Source organism: Zhongshania guokunii (assembly GCF_040892635.1).
Lineage (GTDB): Bacteria > Pseudomonadota > Gammaproteobacteria > Pseudomonadales > Spongiibacteraceae > Spongiibacter > Spongiibacter guokunii.
Map to the genome: position 1 here is coordinate 31,549 of NZ_JBFRYA010000010.1, position 25,254 is coordinate 56,802.

At 52.5% G+C, this 25,254-nt stretch carries 24 protein-coding genes; 11 read left to right on the forward strand and 13 right to left on the reverse strand.

Annotation, left to right across the window (positions count from 1 at the left end):
* Positions 1 to 97: 97 nt before the first annotated feature.
* From AB4876_RS12130 to AB4876_RS12155, 6 genes are all read left to right on the forward strand, one after another.
* A complete protein-coding gene (locus AB4876_RS12130) occupies positions 98 to 1,660 on the forward strand; it encodes a hydantoinase B/oxoprolinase family protein (protein WP_368381939.1) in 1,563 nt (520 codons plus the stop codon).
* A gap of 329 nt (positions 1,661 to 1,989) precedes the next feature.
* Entirely contained in the window at positions 1,990 to 2,322 is a 333-nt protein-coding gene (gene grxD, locus AB4876_RS12135; protein WP_301027941.1) for a Grx4 family monothiol glutaredoxin, read from the forward strand.
* Between the two features lie 226 nt (positions 2,323 to 2,548).
* A complete protein-coding gene (locus AB4876_RS12140) occupies positions 2,549 to 3,724 on the forward strand; it encodes a putative porin (protein WP_368381940.1) in 1,176 nt (391 codons plus the stop codon).
* Between the two features lie 45 nt (positions 3,725 to 3,769).
* On the forward strand, positions 3,770 to 4,333 hold the full coding sequence (locus tag AB4876_RS12145; protein WP_368381942.1) for an FMN-binding protein: 564 nt from the start codon (positions 3,770 to 3,772) through the stop codon (positions 4,331 to 4,333).
* Between the two features lie 3 nt (positions 4,334 to 4,336).
* Positions 4,337 to 5,101, forward strand: a complete 765-nt coding sequence (locus AB4876_RS12150; protein WP_368381943.1) for a PepSY domain-containing protein — start codon at positions 4,337 to 4,339, stop codon at positions 5,099 to 5,101.
* Between the two features lie 114 nt (positions 5,102 to 5,215).
* Positions 5,216 to 5,680 carry a hotdog fold domain-containing protein gene (locus tag AB4876_RS12155; RefSeq protein ID WP_368381945.1) on the forward strand — a complete coding sequence of 155 codons (465 nt, stop codon included), beginning with the start codon at positions 5,216 to 5,218 and terminating at the stop codon, positions 5,678 to 5,680.
* Positions 5,681 to 5,849: 169 nt separating this feature from the next.
* Here AB4876_RS12155 and bfr read toward each other — a convergent pair whose 3' ends face one another.
* Positions 5,850 to 6,326: a bacterioferritin gene (bfr, locus tag AB4876_RS12160; RefSeq protein ID WP_368381947.1), complete on the reverse strand. Its 477-nt coding sequence runs from the start codon at positions 6,324 to 6,326 to the stop codon at positions 5,850 to 5,852.
* Between the two features lie 166 nt (positions 6,327 to 6,492).
* Positions 6,493 to 6,690 (reverse strand): bacterioferritin-associated ferredoxin, encoded by a 198-nt coding sequence (locus AB4876_RS12165; RefSeq protein WP_301027947.1) that lies wholly within the window; start codon positions 6,688 to 6,690, stop codon positions 6,493 to 6,495.
* Positions 6,691 to 6,926: 236 nt separating this feature from the next.
* On the opposite strand from AB4876_RS12165, the gene AB4876_RS12170 reads away from it, so the two are divergent.
* Complete coding sequence (locus AB4876_RS12170) at positions 6,927 to 7,529, forward strand: peroxiredoxin (protein ID WP_368381948.1); 603 nt, start codon at positions 6,927 to 6,929, stop codon at positions 7,527 to 7,529.
* Between the two features lie 317 nt (positions 7,530 to 7,846).
* Here the strand turns inward: AB4876_RS12170 and AB4876_RS12175 are convergent, their stop codons facing one another.
* From AB4876_RS12175 to AB4876_RS12210, 8 genes are all read right to left on the reverse strand, one after another.
* Positions 7,847 to 8,431: a superoxide dismutase gene (locus tag AB4876_RS12175; RefSeq protein WP_301027949.1), complete on the reverse strand. Its 585-nt coding sequence runs from the start codon at positions 8,429 to 8,431 to the stop codon at positions 7,847 to 7,849.
* A gap of 114 nt (positions 8,432 to 8,545) precedes the next feature.
* A complete protein-coding gene (rnt, locus tag AB4876_RS12180) occupies positions 8,546 to 9,178 on the reverse strand; it encodes a ribonuclease T (RefSeq protein ID WP_368382081.1) in 633 nt (210 codons plus the stop codon).
* Between the two features lie 7 nt (positions 9,179 to 9,185).
* Positions 9,186 to 10,220, reverse strand: coding sequence for a dihydroorotase (pyrC, locus tag AB4876_RS12185; RefSeq protein ID WP_368381950.1), 1,035 nt, complete (start codon positions 10,218 to 10,220; stop codon positions 9,186 to 9,188).
* 191 nt (positions 10,221 to 10,411) lie between these two features.
* Positions 10,412 to 10,696, reverse strand: a complete 285-nt coding sequence (locus tag AB4876_RS12190; RefSeq protein WP_368381952.1) for a ComEA family DNA-binding protein — start codon at positions 10,694 to 10,696, stop codon at positions 10,412 to 10,414.
* Positions 10,697 to 10,810: 114 nt separating this feature from the next.
* Positions 10,811 to 11,869, reverse strand: coding sequence for a polyamine ABC transporter substrate-binding protein (locus AB4876_RS12195; RefSeq protein WP_368381953.1), 1,059 nt, complete (start codon positions 11,867 to 11,869; stop codon positions 10,811 to 10,813).
* Positions 11,870 to 11,912: 43 nt separating this feature from the next.
* Positions 11,913 to 12,689, reverse strand: coding sequence for an ABC transporter permease (locus AB4876_RS12200; protein WP_368381954.1), 777 nt, complete (start codon positions 12,687 to 12,689; stop codon positions 11,913 to 11,915).
* A complete protein-coding gene (locus AB4876_RS12205) occupies positions 12,679 to 13,617 on the reverse strand; it encodes an ABC transporter permease (protein ID WP_368381956.1) in 939 nt (312 codons plus the stop codon). The genes AB4876_RS12200 and AB4876_RS12205 overlap by 11 nt, the downstream gene beginning before the upstream one ends.
* Positions 13,595 to 14,677, reverse strand: a complete 1,083-nt coding sequence (locus AB4876_RS12210; protein ID WP_368381957.1) for an ABC transporter ATP-binding protein — start codon at positions 14,675 to 14,677, stop codon at positions 13,595 to 13,597. Before AB4876_RS12210 ends, AB4876_RS12205 begins: the two co-directional genes overlap by 23 nt.
* 229 nt (positions 14,678 to 14,906) lie before the next feature.
* Between AB4876_RS12210 and AB4876_RS12215 the strand changes: the two genes are divergently transcribed.
* The gene (locus AB4876_RS12215) at positions 14,907 to 16,127 is read left to right on the forward strand and encodes an argininosuccinate synthase (RefSeq protein ID WP_008251863.1); all 1,221 of its coding nucleotides are present in this window, start codon (positions 14,907 to 14,909) and stop codon (positions 16,125 to 16,127) included.
* A gap of 169 nt (positions 16,128 to 16,296) precedes the next feature.
* Complete coding sequence (locus AB4876_RS12220) at positions 16,297 to 19,236, forward strand: choice-of-anchor I family protein (RefSeq protein ID WP_368381958.1); 2,940 nt, start codon at positions 16,297 to 16,299, stop codon at positions 19,234 to 19,236.
* Positions 19,237 to 19,289: 53 nt separating this feature from the next.
* Here AB4876_RS12220 and AB4876_RS12225 read toward each other — a convergent pair whose 3' ends face one another.
* Together AB4876_RS12225 and AB4876_RS12230 are read right to left on the reverse strand one after the other, a co-directional pair.
* On the reverse strand, positions 19,290 to 19,835 hold the full coding sequence (locus AB4876_RS12225) for a response regulator transcription factor (protein ID WP_438273416.1): 546 nt from the start codon (positions 19,833 to 19,835) through the stop codon (positions 19,290 to 19,292).
* Entirely contained in the window at positions 19,826 to 21,076 is a 1,251-nt protein-coding gene (locus tag AB4876_RS12230; RefSeq protein WP_368381961.1) for an ATP-binding protein, read from the reverse strand. The genes AB4876_RS12225 and AB4876_RS12230 overlap by 10 nt, the downstream gene beginning before the upstream one ends.
* Positions 21,077 to 21,242: 166 nt before the next feature.
* Between AB4876_RS12230 and AB4876_RS12235 the strand changes: the two genes are divergently transcribed.
* Together AB4876_RS12235 and AB4876_RS12240 are read left to right on the forward strand one after the other, a co-directional pair.
* A complete protein-coding gene (locus AB4876_RS12235; RefSeq protein WP_368381963.1) occupies positions 21,243 to 22,289 on the forward strand; it encodes a transporter in 1,047 nt (348 codons plus the stop codon).
* An 84-nt stretch (positions 22,290 to 22,373) separates the two neighbouring features.
* Complete coding sequence (locus AB4876_RS12240) at positions 22,374 to 22,913, forward strand: PepSY-associated TM helix domain-containing protein (protein WP_368381964.1); 540 nt, start codon at positions 22,374 to 22,376, stop codon at positions 22,911 to 22,913.
* A gap of 24 nt (positions 22,914 to 22,937) precedes the next feature.
* Here the strand turns inward: AB4876_RS12240 and selD are convergent, their stop codons facing one another.
* Positions 22,938 to 25,235, reverse strand: coding sequence for a selenide, water dikinase SelD (selD, locus tag AB4876_RS12245; RefSeq protein ID WP_368381966.1), 2,298 nt, complete (start codon positions 25,233 to 25,235; stop codon positions 22,938 to 22,940).
* Between the last annotated feature and the right edge of the window lie 19 nt (positions 25,236 to 25,254).

Genomic DNA, 25,254 nt, shown 5'->3' on the forward strand with positions numbered 1-25,254 from the left:
CACTTGCGGCCCTTCGGGGCCGTTTTTATTTCTGCCTCATTGGTATGCCCGACGATATTCGCGATAATGCTGTTTTCTCATTCTATGGAAATTTGCCATGGCCGCGCCATCTGCCAAGCTCGACCCCGTTAAGCTCGGCTTGTTTGTTAGCCGCATGGAGTCGGTGTGCGAGGAAATGGGTGCGGTACTGCAGCGCGCCGCATTCTCGCCGAATATAAAAGACCGTCTCGATTTTTCTTGCGCTATTTTTGATGCCGCTGGCCACTTGTGCGCCCAAGCCGCTCATATTCCCGTTCACCTAGGCAGCATGGCCTATGCCATGGCCGATATAGTCGGCACCTGCGAGTGGCGACCCGGTGATATGGTCGTGGTGAATGATCCTTTTTTAGGTGGCACCCACTTACCTGATGTGACGGTAATTGCGCCGTGCTTTGATGCGGCCGGCGTTTTGCAGGCCTTTATCGCTAACCGCGCCCACCACGCCGACATTGGCGCTTCGGCGCCGGGCTCCATGCCCTTGTCTAAAACCTTGGAAGAGGAAGGCGTGGTGATTCCGCCCACAATATTGGTGCGTGATGGGGTCTTGGATAAGGGGCTGCTAGATACTTGGTTTGGCGATGGCCAGCACGGTGATTTTATTGCGCAAGTCAGTGCCAACCGCACTGGCTTGTTGCGCTTAAATGAAGTGATGAGTACCTTGCCGGTTGATTTTGCCGTGGCGGTCGATCAGCTTCAGGACTATGCCGACGGCATTGCGCGGCGGCGCTTGGCCGAGTTGCCCAGCGGCTACTTCGCGTTTACGGACTATATGGATGACGATGGCTTTGGCCGCCAACAACTGCCAATCGCGGTAAAAATTAAATTAAGCCCCGAGGGTGTTCATGTCGACTTCAGCGGCACTGCGTCGCAGGTTGAAGGCAATATCAATTGCCCGCTGTCGGTGGCTGCCGCCGCGGTGTATTACGTGTTTCGCTGTTTAATGCCAAATGAGGTGCCAGTGTGCGCCGGACTCTTTCGGGCTATTTCCTTAGGTGCGCCCGAGGGCTGTTTGCTCAATGCTCAGCGGCCGGCGGCGGTGGCGGCGGGCAATGTGGAAACCTCAATGCGCATCACCGATGCGGTATTGGGCGCGCTGGCGCAAGCGGCGCCGGAGCTGATTCCTGCTGCCAGTCAGGGCACCATGAATAATGTTGCTATGGGTGGTCGCGGCGTGGGAGCCAATTGGGACTATTACGAAACCATCGCCGGTGGCATGGGCGCTCACGCGAGTGGTGCAGGGCTGAGCGCGGTGCAAAGCCATATGACCAACACCCTGAATACCCCAGTAGAAAGTTTGGAAATGCATTATCCACTGCGTGTGCGCCGCTATGAAATACGCAAAGACTCTGGTGGTGCCGGTCACCATCGCGGCGGTGAAGGCCTAATTCGCGAGTTTGAGTTTTTAGCGCCAACTCAGTTTACCTTGCTCACCGAGCGCCGCCGGCTCGCACCCTGGGGCTTGGCCGGCGGCAGCAATGGCGCGGTTGGTCACAATAGTTTTAATAGCCAAAGCTTGCCAGCCAAGGTCAGCATGAGTGCTGCAGCAGGTGATGTACTGAGAATAGAGACCCCAGGTGGGGGTGGCTGGGGTGGGTTGGGGCGTCTGACGTCGGAAGTCTGATGTCTGGCGAAGCATCGCGAAATGCTAGACGGGAGATGGAAGACGCTAAGATTACAGACAGTGCATAAATTAATGCCGGACAGCGTGCTTAGGTTTCTTTATGCTGAACTTGATCCAACATCTACAATTGCCGCTTTCAGCCGCTTTTTCGTTCAACGCCCGACGTCAATCGCCCGACTTTTTTAGCGTCTCCCATCTCCCGTCTAGCGTCTAGCGCGGCGAGAGCCATTACTTTTGCCCGCGATATTGCTAGAATAGCGCGAACTCTCCCCGATAAGCGCCGCAGGTGAATCAGGTCTTATCACTGTTATTCAACAAGTAGGTGGTCCATGGACACAATTGAAGCAATCAAACAGCAGATTACAGCCAATCCTATTATCCTTTATATGAAGGGTTCGCCAAATCAGCCTCAGTGTGGTTTCTCGGCACGGGCGTCACAGGCGCTAATGGAGTGTGGCGAGCGTTTTGCGTTTGTGGATATTCTGTCTAACCCCGATATTCGCGCCAAAATGCCAGAGTTTGCTAACTGGCCAACTTTCCCGCAGTTGTGGGTTGCTGGTGAGTTAGTAGGTGGCTGTGACATTATTTGTGAAATGCACGAAAGCGGTGAGCTGAAAACCTTGGTTCAGGAAACTGCTGCGACTAGTACACCTGCTGAATAAGCTTCATTTGTAAGTCGTTTCGAGAAACCCGGTGACGTATTCATCGGGTTTTTTTATGCCTGTAACAGAAATAGTAATGAGAATGCTTTGCATTTAGATTGTTGCTTGCTATGATTTGCCGCGTTTTACGAAGGTGTCTTCGCTGTTGCTGTTAGCTGGTGGCGAAGATGCTGATAAAAAATAAGCGGGCCGCGAGTTTCCGCGCTACTTGACTGGAGAGTTTTCAATGAAAAAGACCGTATTAGCTGCGGCCATTGCTGCGCTGCCCTTTGCTGCGTACGCCGAAACTGCACCCACAAATGCTGAAATGTGGCAGATTATTCAACAGCAGCAGCGTGAAATAGAACGTTTGACTGCTGAGCAAAAGCAAACTGATAGCAAAATTAATGCAACGGCAGATGCGGTAGAGCAATCAGCAACCATTGCTGATTGGGCAAGTCGCACCACGATTGGTGGTTATGGCGAACACCACTTTAACCATTTTAAAGACAAAGACGACAAAGTAGATGCTCACCGCTTTGTTATTTATGTTGGTCACCAATTTAGTGATACCGTGCGTTTCTTTTCGGAAGTCGAAATTGAACACGGCTTTGTTAAAGACACCGATGACGCTACCGGCCCAGGTGAGCTGGAAGTGGAGCAAGCCTACATTGCTTGGGACTTTACTCAGGGGCACACCTTGACCATGGGGCAATTCCTTGTGCCAGTGGGTATCCTAAACGAAACTCACGAGCCAGATACGTTCTACGGTGTTGAGCGCAACAACGTCGAAAAAGAAATTCTGCCGGCAACGTGGTGGGAGACCGGTGTGATGGCCAGTGGTGAAATTTTGCCGGGCCTTAGCTATAACGCAGCACTACACAGTGGCTTAAAAATAGACCCTGCCGGCAGTGGTGCTATTCGTGGTGGGCGTCAAAAATCAGCTAATGCGACTGCAGAGGATTTGGCTTACACCGGGCGCTTGGTATTCAACGGTATTCGCGGTTTGGAATTGGCTGCGACCTATCAGCATCAGCAAGATGTGACTCAGGGTGTCGGTGATGATGGTGAGGCTGATTTGATTGAATTGCAGGTTCGCTACCAATGGCAGAACCTGACCTTAACGGCGCTGAGTGCAGAGTGGGATATCAATGGCGATGATTTTGTTGCCAGCGGTAGCGACAAGCAGGAAGGTCAGTATGTTGAGGCTTCTTATATGCTCACGCCATCGGTAGGTGTGTTTGTGCGTCAAGGTGAATGGGATAACCGCGCCAACAGCGGCACTGACACCGAGGTTGAGCAAGTCGATGTCGGTGTTAATTACTGGCTGACTAAGAGCGTGGTTCTTAAAGCGGATATTTCTGAGCAAGACGGCGCCAAAGATGATGACGCAATCAATCTTGGCTTAGGCTGGAGTTTCTGATTGGCCGCCTGCTTATTTAAAGCGCCAAAAAACCGCGGCGGGCTTATGCCCGCTGTTGTTTTTGGCGTGTTCTTGATTTTGCAGTTGATGGCAATGCCATCGGTACAGGCCGCGAGTGCGGGGCAGTACTTAACGGTGGACGAATTTTTGGGCTTGGGTTTTGGCGATCACGCCAAGCCGGAGCCAAAAGTGTTCTGGTTAACGCCGGAGCTAAAAGCGCAAATAAAGTCGATTCGCGGAAAGGACTTCCCGCTGCTGCGGGTTCGATATTGGCAGCAAGGCAGAAAAACTGCTTGGATACTAGAGGAAATCGGCAAGGAAATGCCGATTACGATTGGTGTGGTTGTTGATGCTGCCGGCGCAAGCCCAAAGGTGGCGCGGGTCGAGATTCTGGCGTTTCGCGAGAGCCGCGGATGGGAGGTGCGTCACGATTTTTTCACCGAGCAGTTTCGCGGCGCAGCGCTGACGGATGGCCATTTACTTAGTCAACATATCGACGGTATTACCGGCGCGACCCTATCGGTTCGGGCGGTAAAACAGGTCGCACTTATTGCATTACTCCTTGCGGATGCGGTACAACCTTCGGCTGACTCTAACGCAGCGGAATAAGCAGTGAGCCCCTCTCGTATTTTTAGAATGTTGTTATTGCGTTGGCATCGCCGTATTGGCGTTGTCGTCGCAATTTTTGTGGTGATGTTGGTGGTGACCGGTATCGCCATTAATCACAGTGCAGATTGGGGTTTGGATAAAAAGCCTCTTAAGCAAACCTGGTTATTAAAGCATTACGGCATCCCCTCGCCAGTTTTGCGTAGCTTCCCTTTAAATGAATCGCTTCAAAGTGGTGCTTGGGTAAGCCAGCTTGGCAATGGTCTCTATCTCTCAGAAACCCAAATAGGCAGTTGTGATAGCCCGCTATTAGGGGCGGTGGTGTTGTCAGAAACGATCGCGACTTTATGCGCGGGTCGTTTGCAGCTATTTACCGAGGCGGGTGAGAAACTCGACGATATTAGCGAGTCGCTGGGCTTGCCGCGTGGCGCAGAGGCCTTGGCGCTTGATGGTGAAGTGGTTTTGCTGCGCACTCCCAGCGGCGTGATTGCTTTTGACCCCCGCAGTTTTATGTTTTCTGCCATAGATGTCGAGGGCGCGGTGTGGGTTGCCCCTGCACTGGCTCCACCGACCGTGCAGCGCAGTCTTTTAGATCAGTATCGTGGCAGTGGTTTAAGCTGGGAGCGTCTGCTGCTGGATTTACACAGCGGCCGCCTGTTTGGCTCTATTGGGGTATTCATTATTGACCTTGCCGGCATTGCACTATTGCTTATCGCGCTGAGTGGGGTGTGGGTGTGGGTGACTAAGCCGGGCCGCTGGCGGCATTCCTGAGAAGGCTGTAGCGCGAGATGTTGACCGGCGCTACGCGCTCGTTGCGGTGGGCGGTCAATGGCGTATTGCTCACTTCGTGCTACGGTCTAGCTTGTGATCTTTGGAGCGACCGAAATGAACTCAACCCTAAAAATGTGGAACAAGCTGTCTCCCTATCCCGCTGGTAAATGGACGTTCTCGAAGGCGGTTTGCCTTAAGGCTCCCTATTTTTCAACAATAAAACCCTGCTTTGAAGAGCTGGGTGTTGGCCATGCGGTGGTTCGTATTAAAGAGCACCGCGCGATTCACAACCATATTGGCAGCGTGCACGCGATTGCGATGTGTAATTTGGCCGAGGTCTGTGCTGGCGTGGTGAGTATGGTGTCGCTGCCGGAGGGGATGCGCTGGATACCCGCTGGTATGACCGTGCGCTACTTGGGTCGTGCCAAAGGCGTGTTGCGGGGCTATGCCACAATGCGGGAAATTGTCCCCGGCGAAAAAGGCTCAGTGCCAGTGGTTGTGGAAGTGAAGAACGAAGCGGGCGAAGTGGTGTTTGATGCTGAGATTGCGATTCATGTATCGCCTGTGAAAAAGGCTTGATGCTTGACGGGAGATGGGAGGCGCTAAGATTAGCCGGTTGAGTTAACCGGCATAATGCTGCGCGTGAAGTTCAAGGTATTGTCTTGGCCGGGCTAAAACACTTTAATTTCAAGTTGCCTCTACGCTGCCTTTGCGTCTCCCGTCTAGCGTTCGCCGTCTTCCGGGCTTTTTAGCTCAGACTGCCCATCATCGACTGCTGATAATTCTGAATACCCACCTTCTCAATTAGGCCAAGCTGGGTTTCCAGCCAGTCTACATGTTCTTCTTCTGACTCCAGAATCTCTTCAAACAGTTCACGACTGATGTAGTCGTTAACAGTCTCGCAGTATTTAATGCCGTCTTTTAAGTCGGGAATCGCTTTTAGCTCTAGGGCTAAATCGCATTCCAGCATTTCTTTGGTATTTTCGCCAATCATCAGCTTGCCGAGGTCTTGCAGGTTGGGGAGGCCTTCCAGAAACAAAATACGCTCAATGAGTTTGTCGGCGTGTTTCATTTCGTCGATGGATTCATGGTATTCGTGGTCAGCTAGCTGCTTTAGGCCCCAGTCCTTGTACATGCGTGAGTGCAGAAAATACTGGTTTATTGCGACGAGTTCGTTGCCGAGGGCTTTATTAAGATAGGCAATAACTTTGCTGTCACCTTTCATGGGGCGGATCCTTTATATGGTTGGCAGGTTTTCTAAGTGTGGACTGGGCTTGGTGAGTATTCAAGTCTGAGCGCTTTGCGGGAGGTGGGAGATGCAAAAGCGCTAGCTTCACGTCAGGTGCTGTGGGGGGTTGACGGAAGTTAGAATAAGTCTTAGGAAAACGAGCTTAGGCCGCGGCGTAACAGAGGCTTTCGTCGTAGCTATTGAGATAACTGTCGTAAATCTCTCTGGCAACAACGCCGCATTTACCGCATTGGCTGGCTAAATCGAGCGCACGACGCACTTCGCGAAAACTGCCAGCACCGGCATCAACGCTGTCGCGAATATGCTTATCTGTAATTCCTTTGCAAAGACAAACGTACATACTGGTATCGATCTCGGTCAGCACTTTATTGAATGGCAACGATAATGCAAATGAGAATGCTTGTCAATTGTATGTGGGCTGGTGGTAATAATAGCTAGAGCCTATGGTCACGATTAGAAAATTCAATGGGATAGATCGGGGGTGGGGTGTATGATTGCCGGTCTGAATAAAGCTTTTATATCTGTATTTTTCAGGTGTAAAAATCAAATCGAACATAAAACCGGAGGTTTATAAACATGGGTGTTTTAGTAGGTAAGCCAGCTCCAGATTTTACTTGCGCAGCTGTATTGGGTACTGGCGAAATCGTTGACAGTTTCACACTGAGCGAAGCCGCAAAAGGCAAATACGCTTTATTGTTCTTCTACCCACTGGATTTCACGTTTGTATGTCCTTCTGAGCTGATCGCATTGGATCACCGTATGGATAAATTCCGTGAGCTGGGTGTAGAAGTCATCAGTGTTTCTATTGATTCACAGTTCACTCACAACGCATGGCGCAACACCGCTATTAAAGACGGCGGCATTGGTCCTGTTACTTACACTATGGCTGCTGACGTGCGTCACGACATTTGCCGTGCCTACGACGTTGAAGCTGAAGGCGGCGTTGCTTTCCGCGGTGCTTTCCTGATCGATAAAGAAGGTCAGGTACGTTCACAGCTGATCAACGACCTGCCACTGGGTCGTAACATCGACGAGCTAGTGCGTTTAGTAGAGGCCTTGCAGTTCCACGAAGAGCACGGCGAAGTTTGCCCAGCTGGCTGGAACAAAGGCGACAAAGGTATGAATGCCTCGCCAGACGGCGTTGCTGCTTACTTGGCAGAGAACTCAGGCAAGCTGTAAGCTGGTCTGAAGTTCTTTAAAAGCCCCCTGCATCGGAAGGTGTAGCGGGCTTTTTTATGCCTTGCCGGCGGGAGATGCTGGATGGGAGACGGGAGACGCAAAGGCAGGATGGCACGAGCTTGAATTTATTGTGTTCTAGCGCTGCTCTGGCAATACTTCATACATAGGGCTGCCACTATGCCATCTACCTCGATCAGCCAATCTTAGCGTTTACCGTCTCCCGTCTAGCGTTACCCCGCTAGCAAGGCATAAAAAAACCCCGCCGAAGCGAGGTTCTCGAGTCGGGGGACTTTGCGTCTCCCATCTTCCGTTCAGCGTTACGCGAAATTCGCCGCTGCAAATTCCCAGTTCACCAAGTTCCAGAAACCTTCTTCCAAATACTTAGGACGGGCATTGCGGTAGTCGATGTAGTAAGCGTGTTCCCATACATCGGCAGTGATCAGCGGAGTTTGACCTTCGCGGGCGATCGGGGTGTCGGCGTCGTCAGTGTTAACGATTTCGAGGCTGCCGTCGCTGTTTTTAACCAGCCAAGTCCAGCCTGAGCCGAAGTTGCCCATCGCTTTGGCGTTGAATGCAGTTTTGAAGGCATCCAGTGAACCGAAAGCTTTGTCGATGGCTGCTGCTAGGTCGCCAGTCGGTGCGCCGCCGCCGTTGGGGCTAAGGCTGTTCCAGTAAAAGGTGTGGTTCCAAACCTGGGCGGCTTGGTTAAACATCACACCGCTAGAAGTTTTGATTATTTCTTCTAGGGTTTTGCCTTCAAACTCGCTGCCGGGCAGCAATTCATTGAGTTTGGTTACGTAGGCGTTGTGGTGTTTGCCGTGGTGAAAGTCGAGGGTTTCTGCAGAGATGTGCGGCTGCAGTGCATCTTTGGCGTAGGGCAGTGCGGGTAGTTCAAAAGCCATTGTGTACTCTCCTGAGAGTTGTTAGTTGCGTGGTTAATTGTACTTAAAATGGTGTGACCGTATTAAGGCGGCTATTCTCCGCCACTATCTGCTTTTTAGCGCAAAGCAGCAAAATTAAGGCCAGCGCCAGCCGCCTAGCTGCTGCCAGCGATTGACGATCTGGCAAAATAATTCAGCGGTCTTCAGCGCGTCATAAGCGGCGCTGTGGGCTTCGTTGTTGTCGAAGTCGATGTCCGCTAGCTGACAGGCTCTAGCGAGCACGGTGTGGCCATAGGCCAGCCCGGAAAGGCTGGCGGTATCCATCACCGAAAAAGGGTGGAAGGGGTTACGTTTAATGCTGCTGCGTTCAATAGCGGCTAATACAAAGCCAAGATCAAAGTGCGCATTGTGCCCAACTAGCACCGCTCGGGTGCACCCACTCGCTTTTACCTGTTGGCGAATTCGCTTCATCAGCTCGCCCATGACAGTCACTTCTTTCTGCGCCTGCCGTAGTGGGTTATGGGGGTCGATGCCGGTGAATTCAAGGGCGGCGGGTTCAAGATTTGCTCCCTCAAAGGGTTCGACGTTATAGCTTACTGTCTCATCTGGCTCGAGTTGACCGGAGTCGTCCATGCGTAGAAACGTCGCTGCAATTTCCAGTACGGCGTCGGTTTGGCTATTGAAACCGCCAGTTTCAACATCGATAACGACGGGTAGGAATCCGCGAAACCGTTGCGAAATCATTGATTTTTCATCACAAAAGTCCATGTCGGTCTCAACCAAGCTGCCAGTGGAGTTGTTCACCACCGCGCAGCGGATAAATAGTATCACTACCTAAGGGCAGTTGTTCGGGCGCCGTCCAGGACTGCTTTAGCAAAACAATGCTGTCGCTATTGCGCTCTAGGCCGTAAAAGTCTGGGCCGTAAAAACTGGCAAAGCCTTCGAGCTTGTCGAGGGCATTAGCGGCATCAAAGGCTTCGGCGTACATTTCAATCGCGGCGTAGGCAGTATAACAGCCTGCGCAGCCACAGCTGGTTTCTTTGCGGTGCTGGGCGTGGGGCGCGGAGTCGGTACCCAAGAAAAACTTGGGGCTGCCCGAGGTCGCGGCGCTAATTAGGGCTTGCTGATGGGTATTGCGCTTGAGGATCGGCAGGCAGTAATAGTGTGGGCGAATGCCGCCGGCCAGCATGTGATTGCGATTATACAGCAAGTGGTGCGCAGTAATGGTGGCGGCAATATTGCTGCTGGCAGCGCTCACAAACTGGGCGGCATCGGCGGTGGTGATGTGCTCGAGCACCATTTTTAGGGCCGGAAATTTCTGGGCGATAGGTGCCAAATGGCGCTCTATAAAGCGGGCTTCACGGTCGAAAATATCAATGTCGGCGTCGGTTACTTCGCCGTGAACTAAAAGCGGCAGACCATGCTTTTCCATGGCGGCCAAAACCGGATAGAGATTTTCGATGTTGGTAACGCCAGAATCCGAATTGGTGGTGGCGCCAGCGGGGTAGAGCTTGGCGGCAAAAACCGTGTCGGATGCGGCTGCCTCGCTAATGTCGGCGGCGGTGGTTTTGTCGGTGAGGTATAAGACCATTAGCGGTGTTAATTGATGGCCCGTCGCTGGTAGCGCTTGCACAATGCGCTGGCGATAAGCATTGGCCTCAGCGAGATTGCGCACTGGAGGGGTTAAATTGGGCATTACAATAACGCGACCGAAGTAGCGGCTGGCGTCGGCGACGGTGTGGTTTAAAACCTCGCCATCGCGCAGGTGAATGTGCCAGTCGTCGGGGCGGGTAATCTTTAGGGTTTGCATGGAAGGCCTTAATCAGTGTCGGCGGACACAATGCTGATTCGCACCGGTCCAGGAGGCAATGGCTCTGGCGCAGAATGCTACAGGAATTCGCGGGTCGTATAAACACCCACCGCACAGGCGGTGGGTGTTTGATGCTTTATGAATAATTAAAACTCAGCGTCGCGCTAATTCAAAACACTGAAATATCAGGTTTAATTAGTCGCTTTGCTGGCAAACTCAAGCTCCGCGCTATTGGCGGTAATAATGCTATTGCCAATGCCCGGCACCTTGAGTAAGTCGTCGGTGCTTTTAAATGGACCGTGTTCGCTGCGATATTGAATAATCGCAGCGGCGCGTTTTTCGCCAATACCTTTGAGCGTCTGCAATTCTTCGGCACTGGCGGTGTTTACATCCAGTGCGTAGGCAGAGTACATAGGTAATAACAGGCTGCTAAATAATATAAGGCTTGCCGACCAGCGGCGTAGGAAGGTTTTCATCAGCAAATTCCCTTTGGTAGATGAATGATGTGTCGATTATTTCAACCGGCGCCGTAATCTGGCGCCAGTTGAAATAGTAGGGCAGCTTGCGTCATTTGCAAAGCCCCAGCGTACTTAGCGCACTTTAATTTCAGTCCAAAGCTTGTTCAGCAAGCGGCGTTCCTTGGCGTTGCGAGCGGCTACGGTTTCCAATTTTGCCTGCAGCTCCGAGGTTGGGAAGATTGCGGTAATTTTAAGAATGTCTTCGTCGATGAATGGGGTCGCTGCGGCGTTGGGGTTGCCGGTGCCAACGATAGTGGTCAGCTCGGCGGCGTTTTGCGGGTCCATCATAAAGTTGATGAACAAATGCGCTAGCTCTGGATCGCGGGCTTTTTTGGGAATGACCATATTGTCTAGCGCCAGCACTGCACCCTGCTTAGGCAGTACGAAGTTGATGCTGAAATCGCGTCCGGCCTCGGCCGCGTCGGCGCGGGCTTGGAACATATCGCTGGAGTAGCCATGAGCTACCCAGATGTTGCCTACCGTTAGCTCCTTGATATAACTCGAGGAGTTAAACGCCGCCCAATAGGGTTTGGCTTTGAGGATGACCGCCTGCGCTTCTTTAAGGTGTTTTTCGTCATTGTCGTTAATCGAGTAGCCCAGGTACTTTAGGGCGGCGCCGAACAGCTCTTCTGAGTCGTCCATTACCGTGACCTTACCCTTGATTTTGGCAAGTACGGTGGGATCAAAAATAATTGACCAGTCGGCGGGGTCGATGCCCAGCTCGGCAATTTTGTTTTCGTTATAGCCAACCAAGGTGGTGGTAAAGGCGTAGGGCAGCGAGTAGACATTGTCTGGATCGTAGGCTTTGTTCATATAGCCCGCCGCGCTATTGCCAATATTGCCAAGCTTGGCTTTTTCTAGTGGCAGCAGGAAACCTTGCTTAATCAGCGCTTCCACTGCGTTTTGGGTGGGAATAACCACGTCGTAGTCGCCACCACCGGCCAGCAGTTTGGCCATCATTTCCTCGGTGGCGGAAAAATAATCCTGTACCACTTTGCAGCCGCACAAGGCCTCAAAGCGGGCGACGGTTTCCTCGGCGATATAGTCGTTCCAATTGAACAGGTGTAGGGCCTTATCGGCCATAGCAAATTGCGAAAGGCACAGCACAAAACAGCACAGTAACTTTTTCACGGTAGCGTCCTTTTAAAGGGGTGGGGTTGTGGGAGTGCAGGGCTTATTGCCGCAACACAGTAGGCGATATTTTGGACAGTAGGGTAATCAAGGTCAGGGTGACCAACATCAACAGGGTTGATACGGCGTTTACTTCAGGAGTCACAGCAATTTTAACCATTGAATAGATCTCCAGTGGCAAGGTTGAGCTGCCTACTCCGGCAGTAAAGAATGTAATTACAAAATCGTCAATAGATAATGTGAAGGCCATCATCGCGCCGGCGATAATACCGGGCGTCAGCAGGGGTAGGCTGATGAGTCGAAAACTTTGCCAAGGACTGGCGCCGAGGTCTCGGGCCGCTTCAATTAAACTTTGATCCATACCCGCCAAACGTGACTGCACTGCCAGTGCCACAAAACCAATACAAAAGCTGACGTGAGCGAGAATGATCGACACCGCTCCCAAGCTTACATTGAGCAGAATAAACATTAGCAGCAGGCTTACACCGATTAAAATATCGGGCATGGCAATGGGGCCGAGCACGAGTGCCGGCAGCCATTTTTGGCGACCACGGTGCATGGCGAGCCCCGCTAAGGTGCCGAGCACTGTGGCTATGACTGCGCTAATGACGGCGATGATCAGGGAGTTGCCCGCCGCGCGCAGAATATCCTCGTTGTGAATGAGTTTTTCATACCATTTCCAGGTAAATCCCACCCACTCGGCATTGAGCTTGGAGTCGTTAAAAGAAAAAATTACGACCACCGCGAGCGGAATGTAGAGGAATAAGTAAACCAAAAATCCTGCGCTGAATAGAGCTTTACTGGGCCGGTTATTTGCCATTGTTGGCCCCCCCAGTTTTACCGAGCTTCGCGGCAAGCAATACCAATAACAGGGTGATGCCGGTAAGCACGAGGGATAATACGCTACCGAAGGGCCAGTCTCGAGACTCGACAAACTGCTGCTTAATAACATTGCCAATCATAATGCCGTTGGTGCCGCCGAGTAGGTCGGGGATGGCAAATATGCCCAGCGAGGGAATAAAAACCAAAATCGCACCGGCATAAATGCCCGGCAATGATTGCGGCCACGTGATAAGCCAAAAGCACTGAAATCGATTGGCGCCGAGGTCTTGAGCGGCGTCGAGCAAGCGGCTGTCGTGTTTCTCAAGGTTGGCGTACAGCGGCAAAATCATAAAGGGCAGATGTACATACACAAGGCAGGTAACCACGGCAGTACTGCTGAACATTAAGCTAATTGGCTCGAGACCGAGTGCGGTAGTGACATGGTTAAGGCCGATGGTCAGCGCGCCCTGGGGGCTGAATATGATCATCCACGCATAAATGCGCACCAAGAAATTACTCCAAAATGGCAGAATAACTAAGAGCAGCAGCAAATCCCTAAACCGCTTTTGGCTGCGGGCAATCATCAGTGCTAAGGGGTAGGCCATGAGAGTGCAGATAAGCGTGGTCAGCAGCGCATAACCTAGGGATTTAAAAAGTAGGCCGAGGTAGATGCCCGACTCGAACAGGCGCAGCCAGTTCTCGAGGGTGAAATCGAGGCTGAATTGTCCGTCTTCCATGTAATACCACGGCGCCAAGCCGCCGTATTCGCCGGGGTAGCGAAATGAGGCAAACAGCATCATCAAGCTGGGTACGGCAAAAAAGAGCAGTAAATAGAGGCCGGGTGGCAGGGCCATCAGATTATTGCGAAGGCGTTCGGCGCGGTTCATTAAGGTTTGCACAGGCTTATGGAACCAAGTGGCCGGCATTGATACGCCAGGCTATTTGTACGGCGTCGCCGGTGTCGAACAGCCGAGTGCGGCCGGGGGCATCGTTAGCCAGCATTGCCTCGATCAACACACCGTTGGCGAGTTCAATGATGTAGACGGTCACGTCACCTAAATACAGCATGTCGTGGACCTTGCCGCTGAACAGAACTTCATCGGAGTCTGCCTCCAGGGTGGCGGCGAGGCGAATTTTTTCCGGCCGCAGTGTTAGTGCGCAATTGTCGCCAGGCTTAAAATTGATTTCTGGATTGGCGGTGGCGGAGATTTCGCCGAGGCCCGCGATGGTGATGTTCACTTTGTGCTCATCGCCGCCGACCACTGTGGCGTCGAGAATATTGCACTGGCCAATAAAGTCCGCCACAAAGCGATTGTCGGGGCAGCTGTAGAGCACCGAGGGTTCGTCGATCTGACTGATCTCGCCCTTGTTCATTACCGCAATGCGGTGCGACAAAGCCAGCGCCTCGCCTTGGTCGTGGGTTACGTACACAAAGGTGATGCCGACATCCTTTTGCAGGTTAATCAGCTCGATTTGCATCTGTTCCCGCAATTTGGCATCTAGTGCCGACAGCGGTTCGTCTAAGAGCAACAGCCTTGGCCGGTTGACTAGCGCGCGGGCAATGGCAATGCGCTGCTTTTGGCCGCCAGATAGGGCGTCGGGATAGTGACTGGCTTTGTCTGGCAGGCGCACATCGTTGAGCACTTCCGTCACGCGGTGGGCAATTTCGGTCTTGTTCATTTTGGCCATGCGCAGCGGAAAGGCGATATTCTCCGCCACGGTCATGTGCGGGAAGAGCGCGTAGCTTTGAAATACCGTGTGTATCGGCCTTTTTTCTGGCGGCAGGGCGCAGAGGGATTTGCCATCGAGCAAAATTTGACCGCTGTCGGCTTGGTCAAAGCCGGCAATCATGCGCAATAAAGTGGTTTTGCCGCAGCCAGACGGGCCCAATAGGGTGAAAAACTCCCCTGCTTGGATGTGCAAACTGACTTTATTGAGCGCGACAAAATCGCCGAAGCTACGGGAAACAGCATTAATCTCTAGCACGGCGTGGGGGGCTTCCGTCGCAATGTGGAATTTGCGCTATTTTTTTCCAGTGATGGCCTTGTCGTCAATAGCCCAGAGGCCACTCATTTCAATAGCTTTACCGCTTTTTTCGCGATATGGCGTCCAAAGGCAAGCTGGCATGGCGTAGCGGGGCAAAGACCGCTAAAATGGCGGTCTTTTTTTAATCCCGCAGGCACAGCGTTTTGCGGGGGCTTCAGCGGAGTGTTAAATGTCGGATATCAATAAAGTAGTGTTGGCTTATTCAGGTGGCCTAGACACCTCAGTGATTGTCAGATGGCTGCAAGATACCTACAAATGTGAAGTGGTCACCTTTACCGCCGATATCGGTCAGGGCGAAGAAGTAGAGCCAGCACGCGCTAAAGCCAAGGCGCTGGGCGTTCAAGAAATTTACATCGACGATCTGCGCGAAGAATATGTTCGCGATTTCGTTTACCCCATGTTCCGCGCCAATGCGATTTACGAAGGCGAATATTTGCTGGGCACCTCGATTGCCCGCCCGCTTATCGCCAAGCGCTTAATTGAAATTGCCAATGAAACTGGTGCCGATGCGATCTCTCACGGCGCCACTGGTAAGGGTAATGACCAAGTTCGCTTTGAGTTGGGCGCTTATTCTCTGAAGCCCGGCATTAAAGTGATTGCGCCCTGGCGCGAGTGGGATCTGACCTCCCGCGAAACCTTGATGGCCTATTGCGCAGAGCGCAATATTCCTGTGGATTTTGCTGGCAAGAAGAAAAAATCCCCTTACTCCATGGATGCCAACCTGCTGCATATCTCTTACGAGGGCGGCAATCTGGAAGACCCATACTGGGAGCCAGAAGAAGACATGTGGCGTTGGTCAGTTAGCCCTGAAGCAGCGCCAGATACCCCGACCTATATCGAAATTGGCTATGAAAATGGCGACCCAGTAACATTGAATGGCGAGGCGCTCAGCCCTGCTACTATGCTGGCTACGCTAAATAAAATCGGCGGCGACAACGGTATTGGCCGTTTGGACTTGGTCGAAAACCGCTATGTGGGCATGAAGTCGCGGGGCTGTTACGAAACCCCAGGCGGTACTATTATGCTACGCGCTCACCGCGCCATTGAGTCTATTACTTTAGATCGTGAAGCGGCTCATCTAAAAGATGAATTAATGCCTCGCTACGCAAAACTCATCTATAACGGCTATTGGTTCAGCCCAGAACGCCGTATGCTACAGGCGGCCATAGATGAGTCACAGGGTTTTGTTAACGGCGTGGTACGCTTGAAACTCTATAAAGGAAATGTGGTCGTAGTGGGTCGCAAGTCTGACAATTCGCTCTTTGATGAGAAAATTGCCACCTTCGAAGACGACGCTGGTGCGTATAACCAAAAAGATGCAGAAGGCTTTATTAAGCTAAATGCCCTGCGCTTGCGTATTGCCGCGAATAAAGGCCGCTCTCAGCTGTAATTTATTCGTTGTAAAAAAGGGGCCGTCACAGCCCCTTTTTTGATTTTAAAGACATTTTTCAAGTTAAATAATTTTCGTGACGGTGCCTGATTTACACTCGCAGCTGCACTGTCAAAACGCCGGTATGCGTGTTGGCGCTGGCCTGAATTTGTAAATTGGGATGCTATTGATGATTTTTGAACCGCAGATGTACGGACGTAAATTCTGGGCGCTGTCGCTCGCCATCGGCATCGCTGCCACTGCCGCCTGTAGCGGCAGCAGCAATAATAGCGGATTCAGGGGCACCGAACCCAACTCACGGCAGTTCAATGTCGATCAAAGCTTGGCCAGCGTGACCTTTTCGAAAGGCCTCGCGGTTGGCAATAATGTTAACCTCTCTCTCGCCGTGGGCAGTGGCGCGTTTCGGCCGCTAAACGCCTCGAATAATGTGTTCTACACCATTACCGATCGCGGCCCGACAATTCCTTGTGCAGACAGTAGCAGCGTAACGGGGCTTGCCAATTTCTGTGATGGCAATGCCGGCTCTATCTTTGCAGTGAAAGATTACGCGCCACAGATTATTAAATGGAAACTAAGCGGCATTGGCGCTGGTTTAAAGCTTGAGCAAACCGAGGTGATTACCCTCACCGATAGCAGCGGTAGCGCGCTTAATGGTCTGCCAAATAACTTGACCGGTGCGCGCATTGAAAAAGCCTACGACAATGAAGGCGTCGAATTGCTACCCAGCGCCAAAGGCGTCGATCCAGAGGCACTGGTTCAGCTCAGTAATGGCAGTTTTTGGGTTGCCGAAGAGAATGGCCCGAGCTTATTGCTCGTTAGCAGCACCGGTGAAGTACTGGATCGTCAGGTACCTGCTGGCATGGGTAACGATTTTACCAATGATCCCAATGGCGCGGCAGACTACCCAGTTAGCGATAGCATCATTCCCGCTATTTTCGCCAAGCGTAAAGTGGATCGCGGTATTGAGGCGCTGGCGATAAGCCCAGACAATAAATACCTGTATTTCTTTATGCAAAGTGCTTTGGATAATCCCGAAGGTGCCGCTGCCGATTCGCGCATTGTACGTGTTGGCAAGCTTGAACTGAACTCAGACGGCAGTGCGAACGCAATGGCTGGCGAGTTTCTTTACCAGTTGGATTCACCCTCGCGCTTCGGTATTAAATCTACTGGCGACGGTGATCTAGACGGTAATGGCGATTTTGTAGCTCAGAGCGAAGTTACCATCAACGAAGCTATTGCGCTGGATGAAGACTACCTGGTGGTAGTTGAACAGGCCAAAACTGTTAGCAAGTTCTACCGTTTGAATTTGGCTAATGCCACCAATATTCTAGATGGTGTTTGGGACTCCACTACCACTAGCCCAAGTTTGGAAGAGCAGACCGCACCGGCGAATATCAAGTTTATTACCAAGCAGCTGGGCTTCGACTCGCTGACCATGCCGCTACCTGCCGGTATCGATCCACTGGCTGAAAACATTGAAGGCTTCGCGCTGCTCGATGCTAATTTTGGCGTGGTATTGAATGACAATAACTACGGTATTGGCGGTGTTAGCAGTGTTGCTAAAGTGCTGCCGATTGGCGCTTTTGTGGTTACTGCAACGGCGCCAATAGAGCCCTATTTAGACTACGCAAAGTCGTCTTCTTTTACCGCTAGTGGCGCGACTTACGATATGGGTGCAGCCAAGGTAGTGGCGGCCGACTCCACCAACAAACGCTTGTTTGTAGTGAATGCCCAAAGTGACGCCGTTGATATTCTCGATATTACCGAGCCACTGAGCCCAGTATTAGCTAGTCCAGCCAGCCTTGATCTTGCTGCTGCAGCAACCGCCGCGGGCATCAGTCTTGGAGAACCGAAGTGGGTAACCGTTGGCGGTGCATACGTCGCGGTGGCGCTAGACAATGTTAACCCTCAGGAAAAGGGCATCGTCGCGGTGTATCTGCTTTCTGATCTGAGCCTAGTGACCACCTTTGAGGTTGGCGCCGCGCCTAAGATGGCCATTTTCGACTTAGTGCTTAATCGCATCGTGGTAGCCAATGAAGGTGTGCCAAGCGATGACTACAGTGTTGACCCCGAAGGCAGTGTTTCAATTATTGATATCAGTAGCGGCGTCGAGTCTGGCGTAGTAACTGATATTGGCTTTAGCGATTTTAATATTGGTGGCAGCCGCGCCGGTGAATTGCCTGCGGCGGTGCGCGTGCGCGGCCCGAGCGCCAGTGTTGCACAAGACCTTGAGCCCGAGCATATCGCTGTGAGCTTAGCCAATACCAAGCTGTTTGTGAGTCTCCAAGAAAACAACGCAGTGGCAGTGATCAATCTTGCCGACAATACTATCGACCGCATTATTGCCCTGGGCCGCAAAGACTTTGGTGTGATCGGCAATGAGTTAGATGTGAAAAGCGACAACGCTGCCGATATCCGCACTTGGCCTGGTGTTTACGGCTTGTATCAGCCAGATGGTATTTCCACCTATCGCTTTGGCAACAAGAACTATTTTGTTACCGCCAACGAAGGTAGTCCGCGCACTTACTCGGCGTATAATGAGCAAGTTAATGCGAATCAAATTCCAGTGGATAATAGCAATCCAAGTGCAGCCGATGCGGCAGACCCAAGTGCTCTGGGTAGCCTCAAGGTTAGTAGCGAAGACGGTGATACCGACAACGACGGTGATATCGACGAAATCACTGCCTTTGGTGCGCGCTCATTCTCGATTTGGAATGAGCAAGGCCAGCTGATGTTTGATTCTGGCGCCGAACTGGCGCAGATCACTAACGCCAGTTTAGGTGCTGAATTTAACGATGCTGATACCTCCAGCACCAGTAATGGTGCCGGACCCAAAAGTATCGTATTGGTGTCTAGCCTGAACCGGATTTACGCCTTTGTTAGCTTGCAGCGCGCCGGTGGTATCGCAATTTACGATATAACCTCACCGCTGGGTGTGCAGTTTGTTCAGTACGTGAACAACCGCAATTTCGGTGCAGTAACAGGAGATGAGGGTGCCGATGGCATTACTACCTTCTTTATCGATAGCAAAGCCTACCTTGGTGTGGCGAATGCCAAGAGTGGTAACGTGCGTATTTTAGAGCTGAACTCCGGTGCAAGCACCGACTGATTTTTGGCTAACAAGTGTCTAGATGAGGCCATCACCCGCTGTGGGTGATGGCCTTATTTTTTGGCGGGTCGCTTTTGTAATTTACGTTGTAAGGTGCGACGGTGCATGCCGAGTTGGCGTGCAGTTTCTGAAATATTTCCCGCGTTTTCCGCTAGCACGCGCTGAATATGCTCCCACTCTATACGGTCTAAGGAGGGTGGGCTGAGCTCGGCGTCGCTCGTGCTGGCTGGGCTGGTTTGATCTTCCAATGCCGCTAGTATCTCGGTGGTGCTTGCCGGTTTCTGTAAATAGTTATCGGCGCCGAGCTTAATCGCTTCAACCGTGGTCGCAATGCTCGAATAGCCGGTGAGCATCAGCATTTTTATATTGGGAAAGCGCTGGCGTAACACGGGTATTAAATTAAGGCCGGAGCTGGTCTCTAATTTTAAATCGACAACCGCCATTTCGGGTGTGAATTGCTCGCACAGAGTAATTGCATCGTCGACACTGTGGGCGACATTTACCGTATAGCCTCGACGCTCTAGTGATCGGCGTAGTGAGGCGCAGAAACTCTGGTCATCGTCGACCAGCAATATTTTTTCATTATTGTTCACGGGCATACCTTGGCAATTGGTAAACACAATTCCACACGGCTGCCGCCACCGTCGCGACGCCGCCAGCGCAGCTCACCACCGTAGCGAATGGCCGTGGCATTGCTCAAAAAGAGTCCTAGCCCTCGGCCTTTGCCTTTGCTGCTGACAAAGGCCTTGCTCATCATCGCCGCCTGCTCAGTACTCAGGCCTGGGCCGCGATCGCTGATGGCAAAAATAATACAGTGATCCTGCTCCAACACGTCTAAACGCAGGTCGTCGGTGCTGGTGTCGGCGCCGTTACTGAGTAAATTTAAAATAGCCTGGCTCACCGTGCCATCAAGTTTCAGCGTTATATTGCAAAGCGCGGGGCTTAGTGAACTGTGCAAATCGCAATCTGGCCGCAGTACCTGCCAGCGCTCCTGGAGCAGGGCTAAATACTGGGGCGCGGGGGTGGTTACTGTGTTGTCTGCACTGAGGTCTCTCGCCGTGCTAACGAGATTGGTGAGAATATCGCGGCAGTGATCGAGTTGCTGGCCGAGGGTGGCGAGGTCGGCACGGGTCTCGGTATCAAAATCTTGTTCTGTTAAATCTTCCAGCACTACTTTCATCGTTGAGAGTGGTGTGCCTAGCTCGTGGGCGGTACCAGCAGCAAGGCTGGCCACGGCCAGAAGCTGCTCGTCTTGCAGGCGGTGCTCTCGGCTGCTGGCCAATTCAGCTTCCCGCAGGCGCAGGCTGTGCGCCATCTTAAAAACAAAGTAAGTGATAAGTACCGTGCTCACCAAAAAATTGGCCCACATCCCTAAAATATGAGTGTTTGGCGCGCCGCCGTGTTGGTGTTGATTGGGCGCGACGGCCTCTAGCGGAATAAAATTAAACAGCAGCAAGCTGTAGGCGCCAAAGCCGATCGCGCCCAGTAGCCAGGTATAAGCCCAGGGCAGGGTTGCGGCAGAGATACACAAGGGCACCAATAAATAAGAGATAAACGGATTGTTCGCGCCACCCGAAAAATACAAAACCGCGCTGAAGCCAAGGGTGTCTATGCATAAGTGAATGAATAATTCGACGTCGGTCACTGGCCAGCTTTGATAGCTGCGCCACCAACTGAATACCGCAAAGCCAGAAAGTGCACTCAATAGCAGTTTTAAGGTGACGTAGGGCAGCATCCAGCCGAGCTGGCTTTCGGCATACAACACTGCGCCAAATTGACCGGCAATCACCAGGCTGCGAATTAGGCATAGGCCGCGCAAATTAGCGGTATTGGGATTCAATGTTGCTCCCCGCATCAATAAGAATAAAGACGCCAGTATAGCGTTTACGCGGCAACTGCGGGCAGGCGCTGCGACAAAGTGTCGCAGGCCACAGCTAAGCTCCCTTGTTAGACTGCGTTTTCGCTAAATTTGCCGTAACCCCGCCCAACCTAGATAGGACGCTATTATGCGCAAGCTTGCTTTTACTCTGTCGTTACTAGCCGCCGCGCCGGTTCTTGCCCATCAAGGTGCAGACCAAAATCAAATTGCCCAACCGGCACTGGCCAGCGGCGCGATTCGTCACGCGCCACTCGGCGTGATGGGCGACCACGTGCATAACACTGGGGAGTGGATGTTCTCCTACCGTTATATGCGTATGGAAATGGATGGCAATTTAGACGGCAGTAATTCGATTTCCCCTGCCGAAATTACCGGTACCATGATGAACCCCGGCCCGTATATGGTGGCGCCGCTTAAAATGACCATGGAAATGCATATGCTGGGTGCAATGTATGCGCCAAGCGATACCCTTACCCTTATGGCGATGCTGCCGCTGCTAAATAAAAGTATGGATCTCCGCAGCCGCATGGGCGCGGAATTTACGACCGAAACCGATGGTGTTGGCGACGTATCGCTAGCCGCTCTGCTGAGTGTCTATCAAGCCGCAGATAAATCGGCTGGCGTGCATTTAAATTTCGGTGTCAGCCTACCGACCGGCTCAATTGATGAGCGCGACGACACGCCAGCGATGGCCAATGCGAAGCTGCCCTACGGTATGCAATTGGGTTCTGGCACCTATGATTTAAAACCGGGCGTAACGTATCAAGCCTATTCAGCCCAATACAACTGGGGGGCACAGGCGCTGGCAACCTTGCGCAGCGGTGAAAATGACAATGATTACCGCTTGGGCAATCGCTATGAGCTAAGCGCGTGGCTGGCGCGAAGCTGGTCGTCCGCACTGAGTGGTGGGCTGCGTATAAAGCACAGCAGCTGGGCCGATATTCACGGCGCCGACCCCGACTTAAATCCCATGATGGTGCCTACCGCCGACACTCGCGCGCAGGGTGGCGAACGCAGCGAGCTACTCATTAGCGCCAATTATTTATTCCGCGCCGGTGCCCTAAAAAATCATCGTTTGGCCTTGGAATACGGCGTACCCATCTATCAAGAATTAGACGGCCCGCAAATGGAAATGCAAAACACCGTGAGCGTAGGCTGGCAGTACGCACCTTAATGAATATTTCACCGAGGGATAGTAGGCTGGGCTGTGTCTAATACAAATCGACTTCAAGGTATTTGTAATTAAAGGATTTAGCGTATGTCTCGCCGTTTGTTAGTTTCTATTCATTTGTACCTCGCTGCTTTTTTTGCGCCTATGGTCATTATCATGGCGGTATCGGGTGGCTTGCACTTGCTGGGTGTTAAAGAGGTGATGACCAGTACCGAATTGGGCTATGTGAGTGGCCTTAAGCTTGATGCCAACAGCCCCAGTTTAAGCAGTGATGTGCGCACGGCGCTGCAAAGTCTCGGCGTAGATGCGCGCTTTGAATACGTGAAGGGCAGAGGCGGTGAATTCTCAACGCGGCCAAGCAGTCGTGAACATTATCGTTTAAGCCAGCAAGCCGACGGTGTGGCGATTACGACGGTATCGCCAAACTGGCAGGCGGCGCTGATGGAGTTACACATGGGCCACGGCCCGCGCTGGTATAAGTGGTTTGAGACGGCGTTTGCACTGGGCCTCATTATTATTATGATCAGCGGCCTCTACTTGGGCTTAATGAGCGCGGCCTATCGGCGTCAAACTTTGGTGTTGTGCAGTGTTGGCCTGCTGCTATTTTTGGTGCTCGGATTTTTGTAAAGTCCGCTCTTTAACGCCATTGAATTACGCTGTTAGTTCAATGGCGCTTGTCGTTTCCTCATCTCGATAGACACCACCAATAATGCACGCCGCAGGGTAACCAGCCTCGCGCAAGGCCTGTACGCAGGCCGCTGCGCGAGCTTGTGGCACGCTGGCCAACAGACCGCCCGAAGTTTGGGGGTCGAATAACAATGGGTATACCGGGTGGCTGCGCCAGGCCTCAGCATTTTTGACGGCAGCGCCAATCCGCTGATTTTGAGCCTGTAAGCTGCTGCTTATGCCATTTGCTAAACACGCCAGCGCGCCGTCTAGGGCGGGGATGCTGCCGAGCTTTAGCTGGGCAGACAGGCCGCTGGGCTTTAACATTTCAACTAAGTGGCCGAGCAAACCAAAGCCAGTTACATCGGTACAGGCGGTGGCGCGGTGATCGTGGAATATCTTGCCCGCGCTGCGGTTACTGCTGAGCATGGCGGCCAAGGCGCCTTCCAACCATTTGCCCTGAGCCTGCAATTGGCCGTGGGCTGCAAACAAAGTGCCGGTGCCAAGGGCTTGGCTCAGTATTAGCACCTCGTTCTCATGCAAGTCTGCTTTGGTGAGTACCGCGTCTTGCGCGGCCAATCCGTTTACCACAAATCCAATGCTGAGTTCGGCGGCTTCGCTGGTGTGGCCGCCGGTCAGGCTGCACTGATTGTCGTTAAGCACTTTTACCGCGCCACTCATTAATTGCAGTAAATCGCGTTCGGTTATTTTGTCGCCAGCAAAGGGCAGGCTGGCGATGGCCATTGCGCTTTGGGGCTGGGCGTTCATGGCAAACAAATCACTTAAGGCGTGCTGGGCGGCAATTTGACCGAGTAAATACGGCTCGTCGATAAAGGCCCGAAAATGATCAACGCTTTGTAATAGCAATTGTGGCGCCGTGTTCTGATCTTGATTTATCCAGATAGCGGCGGCGTCGTCGGGAGCGTCTAGGCCCCAGGCGATATCGTCGCGCTGCACAGGGCTTAACTGCTTAATCACTTTGCTTAGGGTGCTGGCGCCGACCTTGGCGCCACAACCACCGCAGCGCATTGCCAGTGTATCGCTCGGGGTTTCGTCGCCGCTAATGAAGAAGTCGACAAGCTGCGTCCTAGGCTGATTAGTGCTCATGCGGAGTTCGCTAAACATGGCCATAAAGCGGCGATCAATGTTGTCTTTCCAGCGCCACACCCAGTCGCCGCTCAGTGTCGGCCATAAGGGCCGGTGGGCAATGGCGGTTTTTCCGCCCAAGGCCAAAATGCTTAAAAAGTCTTTTTGCGGACGATGTTGCTTTAAGGGCTGGCCCAATAGCTTGCGCTGCAAATTAGCGAATAATACTGGGCCTTGGCGCACCGCGAACACGCCAGCAGCAGGGCGGGGGTGATTCACTTGTTGGGCGGTATCGCCAGCGGCAAATACAAAGTCGTGACTGAGTGATTGCAGGCTGTCGTTAATCGCGATAAAGCCCTTGGCGTCGCAGGCAAGGCCGGAGCGTTTTGGCCAGTCGGCGGCTTTGGCATTGGTACACCAAAAAATATGCTCGCTGTGCAATGAATAGTTTTTATTTTGGCCATCATCTGCCCCCGCAATATCTATGCGCTGGTCGGCGATATTGACGACCTTGGCCTCGGCGTGCAGTTGAATGCCCTTGTTCTGTAAGGCGGTGTTCACGAGCTTGCGGATACGCTGGGGGTAGGCTTTGAGTAACTCGGCGCTGGAGTACAGCAAGTGATAGTTGGGCGCAACAATCTCTGGGTATTGGTTAATGGCCTGTTGCATGGCCAGTATTAATTCAACACCCGCAGCGCCGCCACCGACCACACTGATGGCTGCGGGTGTTCTTGCTTTGCGCAGCGTTTCAAGAGTGTGTTGCCAGCGGGGATAAAAATCACTGATCGGTTTCACCGGCGTGGCGAATTGCTCGGCTCCGGCAATGCTCAAATCTGGTGTTATACCGCTATTGATCGACAGCAGATCGAAGCCAATGGACGGACGGTCTTTGTCGGTTAGCAGCAGCTGTTTTTGCTCGAGATCAATAGCCACCACGCTGGCCTGTATAAAGCGCGCACCGGCAAATTGGCAGAGCCGCATTAAGTCGATATGGGCGTCGTCAAATTGATAGTGACCGGCAACCAGACCCGGCAACATACCCGAGTAAGGGGTTTGCACCTGCGGCGAGATCACGGTGAGCCGCACGCCAGCCAGCGGCTGCATGCCCCACATTTTTATGACTTGGGCATGGGCGTGGCCGCCGCCGATAAGCACGAGGTCGCGATAGTTCACTGCGGGGGGGATTGCCATGCTCATGTATTGTTATCGGCTTTTA

Bases quoted from the DNA above. Each gene is read 5' to 3' on its own strand.
- AB4876_RS12130 (WP_368381939.1), top strand. From the start codon at position 98: ATGGCCGCGCCATCTGCCAAGCTCGACCCCGTTAAGCTCGGCTTGTTT.
- grxD (WP_301027941.1), top strand. From the start codon at position 1,990: ATGGACACAATTGAAGCAATCAAACAGCAGATTACAGCCAATCCTATT.
- AB4876_RS12140 (WP_368381940.1), top strand. From the start codon at position 2,549: ATGAAAAAGACCGTATTAGCTGCGGCCATTGCTGCGCTGCCCTTTGCT.
- AB4876_RS12145 (WP_368381942.1), top strand. From the start codon at position 3,770: ATGCCCGCTGTTGTTTTTGGCGTGTTCTTGATTTTGCAGTTGATGGCA.
- AB4876_RS12155 (WP_368381945.1), top strand. From the start codon at position 5,216: ATGAACTCAACCCTAAAAATGTGGAACAAGCTGTCTCCCTATCCCGCT.
- bfr (WP_368381947.1), bottom strand. From the start codon at position 6,326: ATGAAAGGTGACAGCAAAGTTATTGCCTATCTTAATAAAGCCCTCGGC.
- AB4876_RS12165 (WP_301027947.1), bottom strand. From the start codon at position 6,690: ATGTACGTTTGTCTTTGCAAAGGAATTACAGATAAGCATATTCGCGAC.
- AB4876_RS12170 (WP_368381948.1), top strand. From the start codon at position 6,927: ATGGGTGTTTTAGTAGGTAAGCCAGCTCCAGATTTTACTTGCGCAGCT.
- AB4876_RS12175 (WP_301027949.1), bottom strand. From the start codon at position 8,431: ATGGCTTTTGAACTACCCGCACTGCCCTACGCCAAAGATGCACTGCAG.
- rnt (WP_368382081.1), bottom strand. From the start codon at position 9,178: ATGGACTTTTGTGATGAAAAATCAATGATTTCGCAACGGTTTCGCGGA.
- pyrC (WP_368381950.1), bottom strand. From the start codon at position 10,220: ATGCAAACCCTAAAGATTACCCGCCCCGACGACTGGCACATTCACCTG.
- AB4876_RS12190 (WP_368381952.1), bottom strand. From the start codon at position 10,696: ATGAAAACCTTCCTACGCCGCTGGTCGGCAAGCCTTATATTATTTAGC.
- AB4876_RS12200 (WP_368381954.1), bottom strand. From the start codon at position 12,689: ATGGCAAATAACCGGCCCAGTAAAGCTCTATTCAGCGCAGGATTTTTG.
- AB4876_RS12205 (WP_368381956.1), bottom strand. From the start codon at position 13,617: ATGCCGGCCACTTGGTTCCATAAGCCTGTGCAAACCTTAATGAACCGC.
- AB4876_RS12215 (WP_008251863.1), top strand. From the start codon at position 14,907: ATGTCGGATATCAATAAAGTAGTGTTGGCTTATTCAGGTGGCCTAGAC.
- AB4876_RS12220 (WP_368381958.1), top strand. From the start codon at position 16,297: ATGATTTTTGAACCGCAGATGTACGGACGTAAATTCTGGGCGCTGTCG.
- AB4876_RS12225 (WP_438273416.1), bottom strand. From the start codon at position 19,835: ATGCCCGTGAACAATAATGAAAAAATATTGCTGGTCGACGATGACCAG.
- AB4876_RS12235 (WP_368381963.1), top strand. From the start codon at position 21,243: ATGCGCAAGCTTGCTTTTACTCTGTCGTTACTAGCCGCCGCGCCGGTT.
- AB4876_RS12240 (WP_368381964.1), top strand. From the start codon at position 22,374: ATGTCTCGCCGTTTGTTAGTTTCTATTCATTTGTACCTCGCTGCTTTT.
- selD (WP_368381966.1), bottom strand. From the start codon at position 25,235: ATGAGCATGGCAATCCCCCCCGCAGTGAACTATCGCGACCTCGTGCTT.